15 protein-coding genes are annotated in these 15,248 nt (G+C 60.5%); 5 read left to right on the top strand and 10 right to left on the bottom strand.

Annotated features, from left to right (window positions below; translation table 11 throughout):
- Positions 1-4: 4 nt before the first annotated feature.
- Both lsrF and lsrG read left to right on the top strand, forming a co-directional pair.
- Positions 5-892 (top strand): 3-hydroxy-5-phosphonooxypentane-2,4-dione thiolase, encoded by an 888-nt coding sequence (lsrF, locus tag RRF55_RS02415; protein ID WP_002917724.1) that lies wholly within the window; start codon positions 5-7, stop codon positions 890-892.
- Positions 889-1,185, top strand: a complete 297-nt coding sequence (gene lsrG / locus RRF55_RS02410) for a (4S)-4-hydroxy-5-phosphonooxypentane-2,3-dione isomerase (RefSeq protein WP_004181386.1) — start codon at positions 889-891, stop codon at positions 1,183-1,185. Before lsrF ends, lsrG begins: the two co-directional genes overlap by 4 nt.
- Positions 1,186-1,231: 46 nt before the next feature.
- Here the strand turns inward: lsrG and ygjG are convergent, their stop codons facing one another.
- On the bottom strand, positions 1,232-2,611 hold the full coding sequence (ygjG, locus tag RRF55_RS02405; RefSeq protein WP_021465185.1) for a putrescine aminotransferase: 1,380 nt from the start codon (positions 2,609-2,611) through the stop codon (positions 1,232-1,234).
- Positions 2,612-2,868: 257 nt separating this feature from the next.
- Positions 2,869-3,423, bottom strand: a complete 555-nt coding sequence (locus tag RRF55_RS02400) for a PadR family transcriptional regulator (protein WP_002917718.1) — start codon at positions 3,421-3,423, stop codon at positions 2,869-2,871.
- Positions 3,424-3,660: 237 nt separating this feature from the next.
- Here RRF55_RS02400 and RRF55_RS02395 point away from each other — a divergent pair, with 237 nt between their 5' ends.
- Positions 3,661-4,437: a siderophore-interacting protein gene (locus tag RRF55_RS02395; protein WP_165452882.1), complete on the top strand. Its 777-nt coding sequence runs from the start codon at positions 3,661-3,663 to the stop codon at positions 4,435-4,437.
- A 155-nt stretch (positions 4,438-4,592) separates the two neighbouring features.
- Here the strand turns inward: RRF55_RS02395 and RRF55_RS02390 are convergent, their stop codons facing one another.
- The 5 genes from RRF55_RS02390 to RRF55_RS02370 form a co-directional block, all read right to left on the bottom strand.
- The gene (locus RRF55_RS02390; RefSeq protein ID WP_004150929.1) at positions 4,593-6,242 is read right to left on the bottom strand and encodes a glycerone kinase; all 1,650 of its coding nucleotides are present in this window, start codon (positions 6,240-6,242) and stop codon (positions 4,593-4,595) included.
- 75 nt (positions 6,243-6,317) lie between these two features.
- Entirely contained in the window at positions 6,318-7,739 is a 1,422-nt protein-coding gene (gene dhaM, locus RRF55_RS02385; RefSeq protein WP_004174229.1) for a dihydroxyacetone kinase phosphoryl donor subunit DhaM, read from the bottom strand.
- 10 nt (positions 7,740-7,749) lie between these two features.
- The gene (gene dhaL, locus RRF55_RS02380; RefSeq protein ID WP_004181378.1) at positions 7,750-8,382 is read right to left on the bottom strand and encodes a dihydroxyacetone kinase subunit DhaL; all 633 of its coding nucleotides are present in this window, start codon (positions 8,380-8,382) and stop codon (positions 7,750-7,752) included.
- Positions 8,383-8,392: 10 nt separating this feature from the next.
- On the bottom strand, positions 8,393-9,463 hold the full coding sequence (gene dhaK, locus RRF55_RS02375; protein WP_040151427.1) for a dihydroxyacetone kinase subunit DhaK: 1,071 nt from the start codon (positions 9,461-9,463) through the stop codon (positions 8,393-8,395).
- Positions 9,464-9,618: 155 nt separating this feature from the next.
- Positions 9,619-9,804, bottom strand: coding sequence for a hypothetical protein (locus tag RRF55_RS02370; RefSeq protein ID WP_020324489.1), 186 nt, complete (start codon positions 9,802-9,804; stop codon positions 9,619-9,621).
- Between the two features lie 269 nt (positions 9,805-10,073).
- On the opposite strand from RRF55_RS02370, the gene RRF55_RS02365 reads away from it, so the two are divergent.
- Together RRF55_RS02365 and dhaR are read left to right on the top strand one after the other, a co-directional pair.
- On the top strand, positions 10,074-11,171 hold the full coding sequence (locus RRF55_RS02365) for a glycerol dehydrogenase (RefSeq protein ID WP_002917681.1): 1,098 nt from the start codon (positions 10,074-10,076) through the stop codon (positions 11,169-11,171).
- A gap of 101 nt (positions 11,172-11,272) precedes the next feature.
- Positions 11,273-13,198 (top strand): dihydroxyacetone kinase operon transcriptional regulator DhaR, encoded by a 1,926-nt coding sequence (gene dhaR / locus RRF55_RS02360; protein WP_002917680.1) that lies wholly within the window; start codon positions 11,273-11,275, stop codon positions 13,196-13,198.
- Here dhaR and RRF55_RS02355 read toward each other — a convergent pair.
- Genes RRF55_RS02355 through dhaT form a run of 3 tightly spaced genes read right to left on the bottom strand, consistent with a single transcriptional unit; the run spans position 13,176 to position 15,244 of the window.
- Complete coding sequence (locus tag RRF55_RS02355) at positions 13,176-13,706, bottom strand: cob(I)yrinic acid a,c-diamide adenosyltransferase (protein WP_002917679.1); 531 nt, start codon at positions 13,704-13,706, stop codon at positions 13,176-13,178. The genes dhaR and RRF55_RS02355 overlap by 23 nt on opposite strands.
- Positions 13,707-14,060 (bottom strand): glycerol dehydratase reactivase beta/small subunit family protein, encoded by a 354-nt coding sequence (locus tag RRF55_RS02350; RefSeq protein WP_002917678.1) that lies wholly within the window; start codon positions 14,058-14,060, stop codon positions 13,707-13,709.
- A gap of 20 nt (positions 14,061-14,080) precedes the next feature.
- Entirely contained in the window at positions 14,081-15,244 is a 1,164-nt protein-coding gene (dhaT, locus tag RRF55_RS02345) for a 1,3-propanediol dehydrogenase (RefSeq protein ID WP_004150927.1), read from the bottom strand.
- Between the last annotated feature and the right edge of the window lie 4 nt (positions 15,245-15,248).

The following is a 15,248-nucleotide window of genomic DNA, read 5'->3' as shown; positions in this document are numbered from 1 at the left end:
TGAGATGGCAGATTTAGACGATATCAAAGAGGGGAAGGACTTCGGCATCGACCGCCCGCAGCAGAATACGCTGTATACCCTGAAAGGCTGCGGCTCGCTGGATTGGGGCATGCAGTCGCGGCTGGCGCGCATTTTTAATCCGCACAGCAACCGCACGGTGATGCTGGCCTTCGATCACGGCTACTTCCAGGGGCCAACCACCGGGCTGGAGCGTATCGACCTGTCGATTGCGCCGCTGTTTGCCGACACCGACGTGCTGATGTGCACCCGCGGCGTACTGCGCAGCCAGGTACCGGCGGCCACCAATAAGCCGGTGGTGCTCCGCGCCTCCGGCGGCAATTCGATTTTGAGCGAACTCTCCAACGAATGCGTGGCGGTGGCGATGGAAGACGCGCTGCGGCTCAACGTATGCGCGGTGGCGGCGCAGGTCTATATCGGCAGCGAATACGAACATCAGTCGATCAATAACATCATCAAACTGGTGGACGCCGGCAATCGCTACGGTATGCCGGTCCTGGCGGTTACCGGCGTCGGCAAAGAGATGACCCGCGATGCGCGCTACTTCTCGCTGGCCAGCCGGATTGCCGCCGAAATGGGGGCGCAGTTTGTGAAGACCTATTTCGTTGAGGAAGGCTTTGAAAAAGTGACCGCCAGCTGTCCGGTGCCGATCGTTATCGCCGGCGGTAAAAAACTGCCGGAGCATGAGGCGCTGGAGATGTGCTGGCGGGCGATCGACCAGGGGGCTTCCGGGGTGGATATGGGGCGCAATATCTTCCAGTCCAGCGCCCCGCGCGCGATGCTGAAGGCGGTGAAAAAGGTGGTGCATGAGAATCTGAACGCGCGGGAAGCGTATCAGTTCTGGCAGGAAGAGAAACAGGGAGAGCTGAAATGAACGTCACGCTAGTGGAGATCAATATTAAACCCGAGCGGGTGGATGAGTTTCTCGAGGTGTTTCGCGCCAACCACGAGGGCGCGCTGCGGGAGCCAGGCAACCTGCGCTTTGATGTCCTGCAGGATCCCGAGGTGAAAACCCGCTTTTTTATCTACGAAGCCTATAAAGACGATGAGGCGGTGCTGGCGCATAAGAAGACGCCGCACTATTTAGCCTGCGTCGAAAAGCTGGAGGAGATGATGTCGCAGCCGCGGCAGAAGCGCAGCTTTATCGGCCTGTTACCGCAGGTGTGAGGGTTATCCTTCACCCTCTCAGAGGGAGAGGGTGAAGGACACTTTATTACGCTTCTTCGACCGAAACGCGCAGGGCCGCCAGCGCCTTGCGTGCCGCCTTCAGCACCTGTTCGCACTGCTCAAGGGTGAGCGTCAGCGGCGGTTCAATGCGGATCGTCTTGGCGTTGTTTAACGTCCCGGCGACCAGCACCCGCTGTCTGAACATCTCGCTGGCAAAGTCGTAGCCAATCTCGTTATCGACAAACTCAATGGCCATCAGCATGCCTTTCCCGCGCACTTCATTCACCAGGTCCGGATACTCCTGCGCCAGCAGGCGGAAACCGTCCAGCAGCATATCGCCTTTCTGCGCCGCCTGCGCCGGCAGGTTTTGCGTCAGCAGCACGTTGATCGTCGCCAGCGCCGCCGCACAGGCCAACGGGTTGCCGCCGAAGGTGGTGGTGTGCAGGAACGGGTTATCGAAGAGCACCGAGAAGACCTCTTCCGTCGCCACCGTCGCGCCGATCGGCATCACACCGCCGCCGAGCGCTTTCGCCAGACACAGAATGTCCGGCTGGACGTTCTCATGCTCGCAGGCGAACATCTTGCCGGTGCGGCCCATGCCGGTCTGCACTTCGTCGAGGATCAGCAATGCGCCAAACTCGTCGCACAGTTTACGCACCGCCGGTAAGTAACCCGCCGGCGGGAGGATCACGCCCCCTTCGCCCTGAATCGGCTCGAGGATCACCGCCGCGACGTCGTCGCCGGTTTTCTTGCACTCGCTCAGCATGGTGCGCATGGCGTTGATATCGCCGAACGGCACGTGGCGGAAGCCCGGCAGCAGCGGCATAAACGGCTTGCGGAAGGTCGACTTGGCGGTGGCCGACAGCGCGCCCAGCGATTTACCGTGGAAGGCGCCGCTGGTGGCGATGAAGGTAAATTTACCGCGCGGCGACTGATAGGCTTTCGCCAGCTTGATGGCCGCCTCTACCGATTCGGTACCGCTGTTGCAGAAGAAACTGTACTTTAGTTTCCCGGGCGTTAAGGCTGCCAGGGTTTTCGCCAGCATCGCGCGTAGCGGGTCCAGCAGCTCCTGACTGTGAAGCGGTTGTTTCGCGAGTTGATTCTCGACGGCGGATACCACAACTGGATTACGGTGCCCTACATTGAAGATGCCAAACCCACCAAGGCAGTCGATAAACTCCTGTCCCTGGGTGTCGACAAGCGTATTTAACCCTCCCGCTTGCCACTCTACGGCTCCGTAATCCCCGCCGGCTGTGACCGATTTTCGATACTCTAAAAACCCCGGATTCACATGCTCTTTAAAGTATTCCCTGACCTCCTGGTTAAGTGCTTTCATTTCCTCATGATCAAGCGTGCGCTTTTCAATGAGATTCAGTGCGTGTGCGCTGCAGGCCAGAGCCGATGCGCTGGAAGGTAACCTGTTCAAAATGTGCTCCTGGGGCGGACGTATCACACGATACTGGATTAAGTATTGCAGGGATTACGCCAGTTCGGCAGAAGCGGTGAAAATCGGGATAAATGCAAAGCAAAAGACGAATTGTGTAAAATTTAATCTCATTGCGCCACTATTGGCACGTTTTATTCCTGAGCTGACGAGATTTTCTGCCTGGCGGCAATAGACGGGGCGATCCGCCGTGGTGCGGGCTGCCCCAGCGCGGGGCAGCCGGTGGTGAAAAAAGAGGCTTAGTCGAGCTGAGAGATCTCCATCGCCGCCCGGTCAATAATGCCGATGATCTGCTTGAGCTGGGCGGCACTGCTGGCCTGCTGGTTCACTTTCAGGTCGAGGACCGCTTTGAAGTTTTCCAGCGCGCGCTTCATCTGCGGATCGCGGCGCAGCTCGCAGCCGACCATCCGCGCCTGCAGGCGCTCCTGGATATGGGCCAGGTGCTCCTGGTTCTCGGCGTGCAGCTGTTTTCCTTCCTCGCTGATAAGGATTTTCTTGCGTCCGTTGTCGTCTTCCACGCTGATAAGGCCCTGGTCCTGGAGCAGATCCAGCGTCGGATAGATCACCCCCGGGCTGGGGCTGTAGTTCCCCTGGGTAAGCGTTTCGATCTCTTTGATCAGCTCATAGCCATGGCTGGCGCTGCGGCTGAGGATATCCAGAATGATCAGCCGCAGTTCGCCGTGGCCAAAGAAACGCTGGCGACGTCCGCCGCCGCGGCGGCCATGGTCGCCGTGTTCGCTGGGATCACCGTGGCGCCCGCGTGGCCCACGCCCTTCTTCATGATGATGTCGCATGGTTACCTCCTGCTGTTTTTGATATATCTAATTTATATCTAAAAAATGAATGTTCGCAATGCTGGTTGCTATTTATTTTTTAAGGTGTTGATATATATGTGATTGTTTTCTGGATGTGGATTTTGATGCGGTTTGTTTTGACTATATCAAAAAAAGACTTGCATTCTTTTTAGTTGGCAATAATTATCATTTGCATCAAGTTTAGATATATCTATTTACCGTTCACGAAGGCAATCGATGATGACAAAAACCAAAGCAGACAAGTACCCGCAGCGTGTCCGCAATGAGCTGCGTTTCCGTGAGCTGACGGTGCTGCGCGTGGAGCGCGCAGGCGCGGCGTTCCAGCGTATCGTGCTGGGAGGCGAGGCGCTGGAAGGCTTCGCCTCTCACGGCTTTGACGACCATACCAAGCTTTTTTTCCCCGAGCCGGGCGCGGCATTTACCCCGCCGCAGGTGACCGAGGAGGGGACTGACTGGGGGGAAGGCGTGCGGCCTGCCACCCGCGACTATACGCCGCTGTACGATGCCGAACGTCACGAGCTGGCTTACGATTTCTATATCCACGATGGCGGTATCGCCAGCCGTTGGGCGCTGGAAGCAAAAGTGGGCGATAAGCTGGTGATCGGCGGCCCGCGCGGCTCGCTGGTGGTGCCGGAAGATTATGCCTGGCAGCTGTATGTTTGCGATGAGTCCGGCATGCCGGCGCTGCGCCGTCGTCTGCTGGGATTACGCCAGCTGCCGGCGAGGCCGCAGGTGACGGCCATCGTTACTATCGCCGATGCGTCGTATAAAGATTATCTGGCGGATCTCGACGGCTTTAACATCGAGTGGGTGGTGGGCCACAATCCGGCCTTCGTCGCCGAGCGTCTGGCGCAGGTGAAGGTACCGGCGGAGGATTATTTTATCTGGCTGACCGGCGAAGGCGCGGTGGTGAAATCGCTGCTGGCGCGCTTTGAAGACGAGAGCATCGATCAGCAGCTGGTGCGTTCCCAGGCGTACTGGCACAGCAAGTAAAAAGCCATCGTGGTAAAAGCCGGATAGCGGCGCGTCGCGCCTTATCCGGGCTACCGGCGGTGCCGTTTTTTGTCGGGTGGCGGCTTACGCCTTACCCGACCTGCTATTCGGCGGTGTTACGTCGCCCCGGTAAGCGCAGCGCCACCGGGGAAGGCTTAGCGTTCCGCCAGCGCCTTAAACACCATCGCCACCGCGTGGGCGCCGGGGTCCATGTTGCCGAGCAGGCTATCGCTGTTGAGATAGGACGCGCGTCCGGCGCCGGCTTTGCTTGACTGGCAGGTGCGATCCGCCCCGGCCTGCGCCGCGGCGAAAGCGGCCTGCAGATTCTCCGGTTCGGCCAGCAGCGCCGCCAGGGCCGGCTGCAGAGCGTCGATCATCGTCCGGTCTCCCTCATCGGCGCCGCCGTAAAACTTCATCTGTTCCAGACCGGCGTTCAGCGCCTCGGCCACGCTGGCGCCTTGCCCCAGCTTCTGCCCGGCAGCGGTGAAGAAGATAGACATCAATACCCCGCTGGAGCCGCCCATCACCACCGTCAGGCGTTCGCCGATCAGCGCGAAGAGCGTTGGCAGATCGTTCAGGGGCAGCTGCTGACGCTCGAGCCGCTCGGCAATTTCGCGCGCCCCGGCGGCGAAGGTGGAGCCGGTATCGCCGTCGCCTACTTTGGCATCCAGCGCGTTGAGATGTTCTTCAAGATCGATGAGGGCGCCGGTCACCTGCGCCACGTAATCGCCCACCTGTGGGTTGGCCGAGGGCGTAAAATCCACCCGGGCGCTGTCGAGGGTGGACGGCACGACGTTGATAGTCCGCGGCTGCACCGGCTTCTGCCAGCTGGCGGTTTCCACATCCGAAAGCAGCGCTTTCTCAATACTCTCCTCCAGTACGATGGTGGTCAGCGAGAAGCCTTTCATATCCAGCGCCGTCACCAGCGAGGCCGGGCCTATTAACCAGTCAATGCGCGCCTGCAGCGGGGTGTTGGCCAGCTCGCGGGTCAGAATCGCCATCTCAGCCACCGACACGCCGCCGAGGTTATTGAGCATCACCGCCAGGCGGCCGGTTTCCGGTAGGGCGGCGGTCAGTTTTTCCACCATCAGGTTAACGATTTCTGCACTGTTTTGCGTGGCGATCGTCGAGGCGCCCGGCTCACCGTGGATGCCCATTCCCAGCTCGGCGTGACCGGCCTGATGGCGCGGCGCGCTGTCGGCTTCCTGCGGCAGGTGGCAGCTGGCCAGCGCCACCCCGATGCTGGCGGTATGGCTGGCGGCGTATTGCGCTTCACGCAGGACGGTGGCGAGGTTGAAGCCGCGCTCGGCGAAATAGCCCGCCACTTTATGCACCAGAATGGTCCCGGCGATGCCGCGCGGCTGTTTGTTATCCGGCAGCGAAATATCGTCGCCGACGATCAGCATCTCCACGTTGTAGCCGAGTCGGCGCGCTTTCTCCGCCGCCAGACCGAAGTTAAGCCGATCGCCGGTGTAGTTTTTGACGATCAGCAGGCAGCCCGCCTCGCCGGTCACTGCCTGAATGGCGGTGAGCACCGCGTCGACGCTCGGCGAGGCGAACAGATCGCCGCAGACCGCGGCGGTCAGCATGCCTTTACCAATAAAGCCGACGTGCGCCGGTTCATGGCCGGCGCCGCCGCCGGAGATCACCGCCACGTTGTTTTTATTCAGATCGCGACGGACCACCACCCGGATCGCCGGGTCGCTCTCCAGACGGGCGAGGTTATTCCACGGGCTGGCGATAATGGTACCCTCAATCACATCGTTGACGAGGCTGGCGCGCTGGTTAAAAAAGAATTGAGACATAGTGGTTCCTGAAGAGTAAGCGAAAACTCACCCTCCGGAGGCAGGCCCCCGGAGCGGTAACGGTCAACGTGAATTTTAGTCACGGATAAGGCGCTGGTGGCGCATATCGAGCACGATAGTCTCGCCGGGCTGCACGCTGTTCAGCGCCTCGCCCTGCTGGCTCAGCCAGGCGATCCCCGCCGCGCGGGCGATAATCGCGCCGTGAGCCTGTTCGCTGCCATCGCGCAGGCACAGGCCTTTAACGAAGCTGGCATCCAGCTGTAAGACGGTTGAGGGATAAATGTTGTCGGCAATAATAATTGTTGGCTCGCCGGGCGTCGGCACTCTCTCCTGAACGCCCTGCAGATGGCGCAGGGTGCGCTGCAAAATATCTTCGATATCGATATAGCGCGCCTGCAGGTAGGGGTCATCCAGCTGGCGATACTGCTGGCTGAGCTCCATCAACACCTGATGCCATGCCCATTCCGCCGTGCATTGTTCGGTGAGCAGACGATCGTTGGCGGCATCAAACAGATCGTCATCGTCGAGCAGGGTGTGGTGCCCGGCGAAGATCGCCGCGATATCGGCGTGAAATTTATTTTCCGCCAGCTCGGTCAGGGCGATAAGATCCGCCAGCGTCTGGTCAATGGCCTGGCGCAGGCGCTGCTGCTCGCGGGCGGCATCGGCGGCAGCCGGGCGGAGCGGCTGGATCAGGGCCAGCGGATAGCGCAGGGCAGCGCCTTCGACGCGCTCGGGCGTTGCCGGAGCCGCTGCCGGTTGCGCCGCAGGCGATTCACCGAAGTTATCGGCGGCCAGCGCCTGAAACGCCGCCAGCGCCGCGTCGGCATCCGGACCGCGGGCCAGCAGGCGCAGCTTATCGTTGCGGCGGACCTGCAATAGCGCGATTTGGTTGAGGCTGTCCGGTTTGACGCACTTCCCGTTTTTCTCCAGCAGCAGATCGGCGTTAAAGCCCGCCAGCGCGGCGACCAGCTTCGACGCCGGACGCACGTGCAGGCCGTTATGATTGTTAATAATGACTGACACCGATTTTGTGTCGCCGTCGTCGGCAAGCATCGGCGCCGGCGCGGCGTCAGAAGTTGGCGAAGGTAAACCCAGCTGAACCCGCTTGGCCTCCAGGGCGCTCATGGCGTCGGCGATCACCTTGTCGATCCCGGCGCCGGAGGCAGCGCTGACGGTGGCCGCCAGCGTCCCTTCCACCAGCGGCGCGGCGCACAGTCGCACCTTCGCGGCAATCGCCGGATCGAGCAGATCGAGGGCGGTTTCGGCGCTGAGCAATGCGCTGCCGATATCCATCATCACCAGCACGTGATCGGTATCGGCCACGGATTCGATCGCCTCCATGACTTTAAGCGGATCGGTGCCGATCGGGCTGTCGGGATCGTCGATCCCGGCGGCGATCGCCAGTTTGCAGCCATCGTTGATTAACATCTGCCGGGCCAGTTCTCCGACACCTTCGCCCAGCCGGGCGCTATGAGAAACAATAACCAGGTTTACCATCGCGATTTCCTTACTCTTTGGCGGCGGCGGCCAGCATCTGAACCATAAACAGCACCGAGGTCGCGCCGGGATCCTGATGTCCGATGCTGCGCTCGCCGAGATAGCTGGCGCGGCCTTTACGCGCCTGCATAGTGATGGTGGCGTGGGCCGCACGCTCGGCCACTTCGCAGGCGGCATCCAGCGCGGCGGCGATCGACAGGTGCTGCTCGCTGGACTGGCGCAGGGAGTCCACCACCGGCAGCCAGACGTCGCACATGGTTTTATCCCCTGGCTCCGCTTTGCCGCGGTTGACGACACCGTCCGCACCTTCGCGGATCATCAGGTACAGCTCGTCGAGCGTCAGGCTCTGGTGGGCCTGGGTCACCTGCGCGGCGCGAATGAAGAAGGTGCCGAACAGCGGGCCGCTGGCGCCGCCGACGTTGGAGAGCAGCGTCATGCCGGTGTTTTTGAGGATAAAGCCAATATCTTTATCGGCAATCGACGGCAGCTTTTCGACCACTTTACTGAAACCGCGGTGCATATTGAGACCGTGGTCGGCGTCGCCAATCTCTTTATCGAGGCCGGTGAGAAAATCGCTCTCTTTGGTGAAAATATCGCCGCAGCGGTACAGCCAGTCGACGATTTGCGTTCTGTTCAGTGACATGTCGTGCTCCTTAGTTTCCCCAGTTCAGCGCCGGGGTGTGAACCGGGGCGTCCCATAGCGTCAGCGTCTCGTCATCCACTTTCAGCAGAGTGATGGAGAAGCCCGCCATATCCAGCGAAGTACAGTAGCTGCCGATGAGGTTGCGTTCGATGATGATGCCGGACGCTTCGCAGCGCTGGGCAAGGCGGTTATACACGCCATACAGTTCGGAAAGCGGAGTGGCGCCGAGGTTATTAACCAGCGCGATAACCCGGTCGCCGTTTTGCAGCGCGTTTTTGCTCTGCTGCACTTCCTGCCACGCGCCCTTGACGGTATCCCACTGGCGCAGCGTGCGGCTGTAAGCGCCGTTTTCCAGCAGGGTATCGAACATCTCATCGACGGTTTGGTCCAGCGAGCTGAAGCGGCGGCGGTCGATGCCCGGCTCGCCGTGAATGCCGACGCCGAACTCCATCTCGTCATCTTTCAGCGTAAAGGAGGGCTGCCCGGCAGCCGGTACGGTGCAGGCGCCGAGGGCGATACCAATCGAGTGGCCGAGATTGTTCAGGCGGCGGCCCAGTTCAGCGCAGGCTTCCAGCGAGTCGCCGCGCTCGGCGGCGGCGCCGACCAGTTTTTCGATCAGTACGGTGTTGGCGACGCCGCGACGACCGGCGGTATAGAGGCTGTCTTTCACCGCCACGTCGTCGTCGACCACCACGGTGGTGACTTTAATGCCGCTCTCATGCAGCAGCTCGGTGGCGGTCTCAAAATTCAGGATGTCGCCGGTATAGTTTTTGATAATTAGCAAGACGCCTTCGCCGCCGTCAATTTGCATCGCGCATTCAAACATTTTGTCCGGCGTCGGCGAGGTGAAGATTTCCCCCGGACAGGCGCCGGAGAGCATGCCCTGGCCGATATAGCCGCAGTGCATCGGTTCATGTCCGCTGCCGCCGCCGGAGAGCAGGGCCACCTTGCCAGCCACCGGCGCGTCGGTGCGGGTCACATACAGCGGGTCCTGATGCAGGGTCAGCTGCGGATGGGCTTTAGCCAGCCCCTGTAATTGTTCATTCAGTACATCTTCAACACGGTTAATCAGCTTTTTCATTATTCAGTGCTCCGTTGGAGAAGGTTCGATGCCGCCTCTCTGCTGGCGGAGGCAGTCATCGCGTAGGGGTATCGTCTGACGGTGGAGCGTGCCTGGCGATATGATGATTCTGGCTGAGCGGACGAAAAAAAGAATGCCCCGACGATCGGGTTTCATTACGAAACATTGCTTCCTGATTTTGTTTCTTTATGGAACGTTTTTGCTGAGGATATGGTGAAAATGCGAGCTGGCGCGCTTTTTTTCTTCTGCCATAAGCGGCGGTCAGGATAGCCGGCGAAGCGGGTGGGAAAAAATTTTTTGCTGATTTTCTGCCGACTGCGGGAGAAAAGGCGGTCAAACACGGAGGATTGTAAGGGCATTATGCGGCAAAGGAGCGGATCGGGATCGCAATCCTGACAGAGACTAGGGTTTTTTGTTCCAATATGGAACGTAAAAAATTAACCTGTGTTTCATATCAGAACAAAAAGGCGAAAGATTTTTTTGTTCCCTGCCGGCCCTACAGTGATCGCACTGCTCCGGTACGCTCCGTTCAGGCCGCGCTTCACTGGCCGGCGCGGATAACGCCAGGGCTCATCATGTCTACATGCGCACTTATTTGAGGGTGAAAGGAATGCTAAAAGTTATTCAATCTCCAGCCAAATATCTTCAGGGTCCTGATGCTGCTGTTCTGTTCGGTCAATATGCCAAAAACCTGGCGGAGAGCTTCTTCGTCATCGCCGACGATTTCGTAATGAAGCTGGCAGGAGAGAAAGTGGTGAATGGCCTGCAGAGCCACGATATTCGCTGCCATGCGGAACGGTTTAACGGCGAATGCAGCCATGCGGAAATCAACCGTCTGATGGCGATTTTGCAAAAACAGGGCTGCCGCGGCGTGGTCGGGATCGGCGGTGGTAAAACCCTCGATACCGCGAAGGCGATCGGTTACTACCAGAAGCTGCCGGTGGTGGTGATCCCGACCATCGCCTCGACCGATGCGCCGACCAGCGCGCTGTCGGTGATCTACACCGAAGCGGGCGAGTTTGAAGAGTATCTGATCTATCCGAAAAACCCGGATATGGTGGTGATGGACACGGCGATTATCGCCAAAGCGCCGGTACGCCTGCTGGTCTCCGGCATGGGCGATGCGCTCTCCACCTGGTTCGAGGCCAAAGCTTGCTACGATGCGCGCGCCACCAGCATGGCCGGAGGACAGTCCACCGAGGCGGCGCTGAGCCTCGCCCGCCTGTGCTATGATACGCTGCTGGCGGAGGGCGAAAAGGCCCGTCTGGCGGCGCAGGCCGGGGTAGTGACCGAAGCGCTGGAGCGCATCATCGAGGCGAACACTTACCTCAGCGGCATTGGCTTTGAAAGCAGTGGCCTGGCCGCTGCCCATGCAATCCACAACGGTTTCACCATTCTTGAAGAGTGCCATCACCTGTATCACGGTGAGAAAGTGGCCTTCGGTACCCTGGCGCAGCTGGTGCTGCAGAACAGCCCGATGGACGAGATTGAAACGGTGCTGGGCTTCTGCCAGCGCGTCGGCCTGCCGGTGACGCTCGCGCAGATGGGCGTCAAAGAGGGGATCGACGAGAAAATCGCCGCGGTGGCGAAAGCTACCTGCGCGGAAGGGGAAACCATCCATAATATGCCGTTTGCGGTGACCCCGGAGAGCGTCCATGCCGCTATCCTCACCGCCGATCTGTTAGGCCAGCAGTGGCTGGCGCGTTAATTCGCGGTGGCTAAACCGCTGGCCCAGGTCAGCGGTTTTTCTTTCTCCCCTCCGGCAGTCGCTGCCGGAGGGGTTCTCTATGGTACAACGCGGAAAAGGATATGACTGTTCAGACTCAGGATACCGGGAAGGCGGTCTCTTCCGTCATTGCCCAGTCATGGCACCGCTGCAGCAAGTTTATGCAGCGCGAAACCTGGCAAACGCCGCATCAGGCCCAGGGCCTGACCTTCGACTCCATCTGTCGGCGTAAAACCGCGCTGCTCACCATCGGCCAGGCGGCGCTGGAAGACGCCTGGGAGTTTATGGACGGCCGCCCCTGCGCGCTGTTTATTCTTGATGAGTCCGCCTGCATCCTCAGCCGTTGCGGCGAGCCGCAAACCCTGGCCCAGCTGGCTGCCCTGGGATTTCGCGACGGCAGCTATTGTGCGGAGAGCATTATCGGCACCTGCGCGCTGTCGCTGGCCGCGATGCAGGGCCAGCCGATCAACACCGCCGGCGATCGGCATTTTAAGCAGGCGCTACAGCCATGGAGTTTTTGCTCGACGCCGGTGTTTGATAACCACGGGCGGCTGTTCGGCTCTATCTCGCTTTGCTGTCTGGTCGAGCACCAGTCCAGCGCCGACCTCTCCCTGACGCTGGCCATCGCCCGCGAGGTGGGTAACTCCCTGCTCACCGACAGCCTGCTGGCGGAATCCAACCGCCACCTCAATCAGATGTACGGCCTGCTGGAGAGCATGGACGATGGGGTGATGGCGTGGAACGAACAGGGCGTGCTGCAGTTTCTCAATGTTCAGGCGGCGAGACTGCTGCATCTTGATGCTCAGGCCAGCCAGGGGAAAAATATCGCCGATCTGGTGACCCTCCCGGCGCTGCTGCGCCGCGCCATCAAACACGCCCGTGGCCTGAATCACGTCGAAGTCACCTTTGAAAGTCAGCATCAGTTTGTCGATGCGGTGATCACCTTAAAACCGATTGTCGAGGCGCAAGGCAACAGTTTTATTCTGCTGCTGCACCCGGTGGAGCAGATGCGGCAGCTGATGACCAGCCAGCTCGGTAAAGTGAGCCACACCTTTGAGCAGATGTCTGCCGACGATCCGGAAACCCGACGCCTGATCCACTTTGGCCGCCAGGCGGCGCGCGGTGGCTTCCCGGTGCTGCTGTGCGGCGAAGAGGGGGTTGGGAAAGAGCTGCTGAGCCAGGCTATCCACAATGAAAGCGAACGGGCGGGCGGCCCCTATATCGCCGTCAATTGCCAGCTGTATGCCGACAGCGTGCTGGGCCAGGATTTTATGGGCAGCGCCCCTACCGACGATGAAAATGGCCGCCTGAGCCGCCTTGAGCTAGCCAACGGCGGCACCCTGTTTCTGGAAAAGATCGAGTATCTGGCGCCGGAACTGCAGTCGGCCCTGCTGCAGGTAATTAAGCAGGGCGTGCTCACCCGCCTCGACGCCCGGCGCCTGATCCCGGTGGATGTGAAGGTGATTGCCACCACCACCGTCGATCTGGCCAATCTGGTGGAACAGAACCGCTTTAGCCGCCAGCTGTACTATGCGCTGCACTCCTTTGAGATCGTCATCCCGCCGCTGCGCGCCCGACGCAACAGTATTCCGTCGCTGGTGCATAACCGGTTGAAGAGCCTGGAGAAGCGTTTCTCTTCGCGACTGAAAGTGGACGATGACGCGCTGGCGCAGCTGGTGGCCTACTCGTGGCCGGGGAATGATTTTGAGCTCAACAGCGTCATTGAGAATATCGCCATCAGCAGCGACAACGGCCACATTCGCCTGAGTAATCTGCCGGAATATCTCTTTTCCGAGCGGCCGGGCGGGGATAGCGCGTCATCGCTGCTGCCGGCCAGCCTGACTTTTAGCGCCATCGAAAAGGAAGCTATTATTCACGCCGCCCGGGTGACCAGCGGGCGGGTGCAGGAGATGTCGCAGCTGCTCAATATCGGCCGCACCACCCTGTGGCGCAAAATGAAGCAGTACGATATTGACGCCAGCCAGTTCAAGCGCAAGCATCAGGCCTAGTCTCTTCGATTCGCGCCATGGAGAACAGGGCATCCGACAGGCGATTGCTGTAGCGTTTGAGCGCGTCGCGCAGCGGATGCGCGCGGTCCATGGCCGTCAGCAGGCGTTCGAGCCGACGGGACTGGGTGCGCGCCACGTGCAGCTGGGCAGAGGCGAGATTCCTCCCCGGGATCACGAACTGTTTTAACGGGCCGCTCTCGGCCATATTGCGGTCGATAAGCCGCTCCAGGGCGGTGATCTCCTCTTCGCCGATCGTCTGGCTCAGGCGGGTCAGGCCCCGCGCATCGCTGGCCAGTTCAGCCCCCAGCACGAACAGCGTCTGCTGAATATGGTGCAGGCTTTCCCGCAGCCCGGCGTCGCGGGTCGTGGCGTAGCAGACGCCCAGTTGGGATATCAGTTCATCGACGGTGCCGTAGGCCTCGACGCGAATATGGTCTTTCTCGATGCGGCTGCCGCCGTACAGGGCGGTGGTGCCTTTATCCCCGGTGCGGGTATAGATACGATACATTCAGTTTCTCTCACTTAACGGCAGGACTTTAACCAGCTGCCCGGCGTTGGCGCCGAGCGTACGCAGATGATCGTCGCTATCGGTGACGTGTCCGGTAGCCAGCGGCGCGTCCGCCGGCAGCTGGGCATGAGTGAGGGCTATCTCGCCGGACGCGCTGAGCCCGATACCCACCCGCAGGGGCGAGCTTCTGGCCGCCAGGGCGCCCAGCGCAGCGGCGTCACCGCCTCCGTCATAGGTTATGGTCTGGCAGGGGACCCCCTGCTCCTCCAGCCCCCAGCACAGCTCATTGATGGCGCCGGCATGGTGCCCGCGCGGATCGTAAAACAGGCGTACGCCTGGCGGTGAAAGCGACATGACGGCCCCCTCGTTAACACTCAGAATGCCTGGCGGAAAATCGCGGCAATCTCCTGCTCGTTGCCTTTACGCGGGTTCGAGAACGCATTGCCGTCTTTCAGAGCCATCTCCGCCATGTAGGGGAAGTCGGCCTCTTTTACCCCCAGATCGCGCAGATGCTGCGGAATACCGATATCCATCGACAGACGCGTGATAGCGGCGATGGCTTTTTCCGCCGCGTCGAGAGTGGACAGTCCGGTGATATTTTCGCCCATCAGTTCAGCGATATCGGCGAATTTCTCCGGGTTGGCGATCAGGTTGTAGCGCGCCACATGCGGCAGCAGGACAGCGTTGGCCACGCCGTGCGGCATGTCGTACAGGCCGCCCAGCTGGTGCGCCATGGCGTGCACGTAGCCGAGGTTGGCGTTATTGAAAGCCATCCCGGCCAGCAGAGAGGCATAGGCCATGTTTTCCCGCGCCTGCAGATTGCTGCCGAGGGCCACGGCCTGGCGCAGGTTGCGGGCGATGAGGCGGATCGCCTGCATGGCGGCGGCGTCCGTCACCGGGTTAGCGTCTTTGGAGATATAGGCCTCTACGGCGTGGGTCAGGGCATCCATCCCGGTCGCCGCGGTCAGGGCGGCCGGTTTACCGATCATCAGCAGCGGATCGTTGATAGAGACCGACGGCAGGTTGCGCCAGCTGACGATCACAAACTTCACTTTGGTTTCGGTGTTGGTCAGGACGCAGTGGCGGGTGACCTCGCTGGCGGTGCCGGCGGTGGTATTGACCGCGACGATAGGCGGCAGCGGGTTGGTCAGGGTCTCGATTCCGGCATACTGGTACAGATCGCCCTCATGGGTGGCGGCGATGCCGATGCCTTTGCCGCAATCGTGCGGGCTGCCGCCGCCCACGGTGACGATGATGTCGCACTGTTCGCGGCGAAACACGGCGAGGCCGTCGCGCACGTTGGTGTCTTTCGGGTTCGGCTCGACGCCGTCAAAGATCGCCACCTCGATCCCGGCCTCCCGCAGATAATGCAGGGTTTTGTCCACCGCGCCATCTTTAATTGCCCGCAGGCCTTTGTCGGTGACCAGCAGGGCTTTTTTCCCCCCCAGCAGCTGGCAGCGTTCGCCGACTACGGAAATGGCGTTGGGGCCAAAAAAGTTAACGTTTGGCACCAGATAATCAAACATACGATAGCTCATAATA

Origin of the sequence: Klebsiella sp. K47, assembly GCF_051858335.1 — a bacterium.
Classification (GTDB): domain Bacteria; phylum Pseudomonadota; class Gammaproteobacteria; order Enterobacterales; family Enterobacteriaceae; genus Klebsiella; species Klebsiella pneumoniae.
Note: the sequence above shows the minus strand (reverse complement) of the source record. Positions and strands in the feature narration are given on the sequence as shown.

Excerpts from the sequence above, each read along its gene's own strand:
- lsrF (WP_002917724.1), top strand. The coding sequence starts at position 5 with ATGGCAGATTTAGACGATATCAAAGAGGGGAAGGACTTCGGCATCGAC.
- lsrG (WP_004181386.1), top strand. The coding sequence starts at position 889 with ATGAACGTCACGCTAGTGGAGATCAATATTAAACCCGAGCGGGTGGAT.
- RRF55_RS02400 (WP_002917718.1), bottom strand. The coding sequence starts at position 3,423 with ATGCGACATCATCATGAAGAAGGGCGTGGGCCACGCGGGCGCCACGGT.
- RRF55_RS02395 (WP_165452882.1), top strand. The coding sequence starts at position 3,661 with ATGATGACAAAAACCAAAGCAGACAAGTACCCGCAGCGTGTCCGCAAT.
- RRF55_RS02390 (WP_004150929.1), bottom strand. The coding sequence starts at position 6,242 with ATGTCTCAATTCTTTTTTAACCAGCGCGCCAGCCTCGTCAACGATGTG.
- dhaM (WP_004174229.1), bottom strand. The coding sequence starts at position 7,739 with ATGGTAAACCTGGTTATTGTTTCTCATAGCGCCCGGCTGGGCGAAGGT.
- dhaL (WP_004181378.1), bottom strand. The coding sequence starts at position 8,382 with ATGTCACTGAACAGAACGCAAATCGTCGACTGGCTGTACCGCTGCGGC.
- dhaK (WP_040151427.1), bottom strand. The coding sequence starts at position 9,463 with ATGAAAAAGCTGATTAACCGTGTTGAAGATGTACTGAATGAACAATTA.
- RRF55_RS02365 (WP_002917681.1), top strand. The coding sequence starts at position 10,074 with ATGCTAAAAGTTATTCAATCTCCAGCCAAATATCTTCAGGGTCCTGAT.
- dhaR (WP_002917680.1), top strand. The coding sequence starts at position 11,273 with ATGACTGTTCAGACTCAGGATACCGGGAAGGCGGTCTCTTCCGTCATT.
- RRF55_RS02355 (WP_002917679.1), bottom strand. The coding sequence starts at position 13,706 with ATGTATCGTATCTATACCCGCACCGGGGATAAAGGCACCACCGCCCTG.
- RRF55_RS02350 (WP_002917678.1), bottom strand. The coding sequence starts at position 14,060 with ATGTCGCTTTCACCGCCAGGCGTACGCCTGTTTTACGATCCGCGCGGG.
- dhaT (WP_004150927.1), bottom strand. The coding sequence starts at position 15,244 with ATGAGCTATCGTATGTTTGATTATCTGGTGCCAAACGTTAACTTTTTT.